We start from the raw sequence: 2990 nt of genomic DNA, 5'->3' as shown, positions 1-2990 counted from the left end.
GACCGAAACCCAATGAGCTATAAATCTGACATCGAAATTGCGCGTGAGGCGAAGAAGAAGCCGATTCAGGAGATTGGTGCGAAGATCGGCATCGAATCTGCTGATCTTCTGCCCTATGGCCATGACAAGGCAAAGGTGAGCCAGGACTTCATCAATTCGGTTCAGGGCCGTGAGGACGGCAAGCTGATTCTGGTGACGGCGATCAACCCGACGCCTGCGGGTGAGGGTAAGACGACGACGACTGTGGGTCTGGGTGACGGTCTGAACCGGATTGGCAAGAACGCGATGATCTGTATCCGTGAGGCTTCGCTGGGCCCGAACTTTGGCATGAAGGGCGGCGCTGCGGGTGGTGGTTACGCGCAGGTTGTTCCGATGGAAGAGATGAACCTGCACTTCACCGGTGACTTTCACGCCATCACCAGCGCCCATTCACTGCTGTCGGCGATGATCGACAACCACATCTACTGGGGCAATGAGTGCGAGATCGACATTCGCCGTGTAGCGTGGCGTCGTGTGGTCGACATGAACGACCGCGCGCTGCGTCAGATCACGGCCAGCTTGGGTGGCGTATCGAACGGTTTCCCGCGCGAGACCGGCTTTGACATCACCGTGGCCTCTGAAGTTATGGCGATCCTGTGCCTGGCCAATGATCTGAAAGATCTGGAAAAGCGTCTGGGTGACATCATCGTCGCGTATCGCCGCGACAAGACAGCCGTGTATTGCCGCGACATCAAGGCCGAAGGCGCGATGACGGTGCTGCTGAAGGACGCGATGCAGCCGAACCTGGTGCAGACGCTGGAAAACAACCCGGCCTTTGTCCATGGTGGCCCGTTTGCCAACATTGCACATGGCTGTAACTCGGTCATTGCGACCAAGACCGCGCTGAAAGTGGCTGACTATGTCGTGACCGAAGCGGGTTTTGGGGCCGATCTGGGCGCCGAGAAATTCATGAACATCAAGTGCCGCAAAGCGGGTATCGCGCCGTCGGCTGTGGTGCTGGTCGCCACCGTGCGTGCGATGAAGATGAATGGCGGTGTGGCCAAGGCTGATCTGGGTGCGGAAAACGTCGACGCGGTCAAATCGGGCTGTGCCAACCTGGGTCGTCACATCGAAAACGTCAAATCCTTTGGCGTGCCGGTTGTGGTTGGCATCAACCACTTCGTCACCGATACCGACGCTGAAGTGCAAGCCGTGAAAGACTATTGCTCTGACCACGGGGTCGAAGCGGTTCTGTCGCGTCACTGGGAGCTGGGGTCGGAAGGCTCGGCGCCGCTGGCCGAGAAGGTGGTCGAAATCGTCGAAGGGGGCACAGCGAACTTTGCGCCGATCTACCCCGACGATATGCCGCTGTTCGAGAAGATCGAAACCATCGCCAAGCGCATCTATCGCGCGGACGAGGTTCTGGCCGACAACAAGATCCGCAACCAGCTGCGTGAATGGGAAGAAGCCGGTTACGGCAACCTGCCGGTCTGCATGGCCAAGACGCAGTATTCCTTCTCGACCGATCCCTCGTTGCGCGGTGCGCCCACCGGCCATTCGGTTCCGGTGCGCGAGGTGCGCCTGAGCGCGGGTGCCGGATTTATCGTGGCGGTCTGTGGTGAGATCATGACTATGCCGGGCCTGCCGCGCAAACCGGCGGCCGAAAGCATCTGCCTCAATGACGCAGGTGAGATCGAGGGCTTGTTCTAAGTCGCCAGATAAGACATCTCGTGATCCGGAGAATGCTCCGGGCCACGAGGAGATCACGATGCCCACTCTGACACCGCCGCAAGACTGCGCAACGATGCAGGATCTGCGGATTCAGATTGACCAGCTGGACCGGCACCTGATCGAGATGCTGGTGAGGCGCGCCAGCTACATTGATCGCGCGTCTGAGTTGAAGCCGGGCGAGGGCCTGCCGGCCCGTATTCCGGATCGTGTTGAAGAGGTGGTGCAAAAGGTGCGTGCCAGCTCTCAGGCGGCGGGGATGGACCCCGATCTGGCCGAGACGCTGTGGCGCATTCTGATTGACTGGTCGATTGCGCGTGAGGAACGTGTGCTCGGCAACGACTGACTGACCGGGCGCCCCAAGCGCCCGATCCGTTTTTGGGAAGAAGGGATCGAAGAATGGTAGCGCAGGTTATCGACGGTAAGGCCTTTGCAGCAACGGTGCGGGCACAGGTTGCCGATCAGGTTGCAAAGCTGAAGGACGAAAATGGCATCACCCCCGGTCTGGCCGTGGTTCTGGTGGGCGAAGACCCGGCCAGCCAGGTCTATGTCCGCTCGAAGGGCAAGATGACCGTCGAGGTCGGCATGAACTCGTATGAGCACAAGCTGGATGTGGACACCTCCGAGGCAGACCTGCTGGCATTGATCGACAAGCTGAATACCGATCCCGCAGTCCACGGCATTCTGGTGCAGCTGCCGCTGCCCAAGCATCTGAACGAAGATCTGGTGATCAATTCGATCGACCCGGCCAAGGATGTCGACGGGTTCCACATCTCGAATGTGGGCCTGCTGGGCACCGGTCAGAAATCGATGGTGCCCTGTACCCCGCTGGGCTGCCTGATGATGCTGCGGGACCATCATGGATCGTTGTCGGGCATGGATGCGGTTGTGATCGGCCGCTCGAACATCGTTGGCAAGCCGATGGCGCAGCTGCTGCTGGGCGACAGCTGCACCGTGACCATCGCGCATAGCCGCACCAAGGATCTGCCCGATGTTGTCCGTCGCGCGGATATCGTTGTCGCCGCTGTGGGCCGCCCCGAGATGGTGCCCGGCGACTGGATCAAGGAAGGGGCCACGGTCATCGACGTGGGCATCAACCGCATTGAACGCGACGGCAAGAACAAGCTGGTTGGAGACGTGGATTACGCCAGCGCCGCCGAACGCGCCGGAGCAATCACCCCCGTCCCCGGTGGCGTCGGCCCCATGACAATCGCATGCCTGCTGGCCAACACCCTGACCGCCGCATGCCGCGCAAACAAACTCCCAGAACCAGAAGGCCTGAC

3 protein-coding genes are annotated in these 2990 nt (G+C 60.3%); all 3 read left to right on the top strand.

Annotation, left to right across the window (positions count from 1 at the left end):
• The first annotated feature begins 12 nt into the window (after positions 1-12).
• The gene (locus tag AC2FIP_RS20600) at positions 13-1689 is read left to right on the top strand and encodes a formate--tetrahydrofolate ligase (protein WP_496693145.1); all 1677 of its coding nucleotides are present in this window, start codon (positions 13-15) and stop codon (positions 1687-1689) included.
• A gap of 58 nt (positions 1690-1747) precedes the next feature.
• Entirely contained in the window at positions 1748-2053 is a 306-nt protein-coding gene (locus tag AC2FIP_RS20595) for a chorismate mutase (RefSeq protein WP_142640424.1), read from the top strand.
• Between the two features lie 53 nt (positions 2054-2106).
• Positions 2107-2990: bifunctional methylenetetrahydrofolate dehydrogenase/methenyltetrahydrofolate cyclohydrolase FolD (gene folD, locus AC2FIP_RS20590; protein ID WP_271952851.1), on the top strand; the 884-nt coding region annotated here is incomplete at its 3' end.

This window comes from Ruegeria sp. CDSB114, from assembly GCF_059611025.1.
This window is presented reverse-complemented; position numbering and strand designations above follow the sequence as displayed.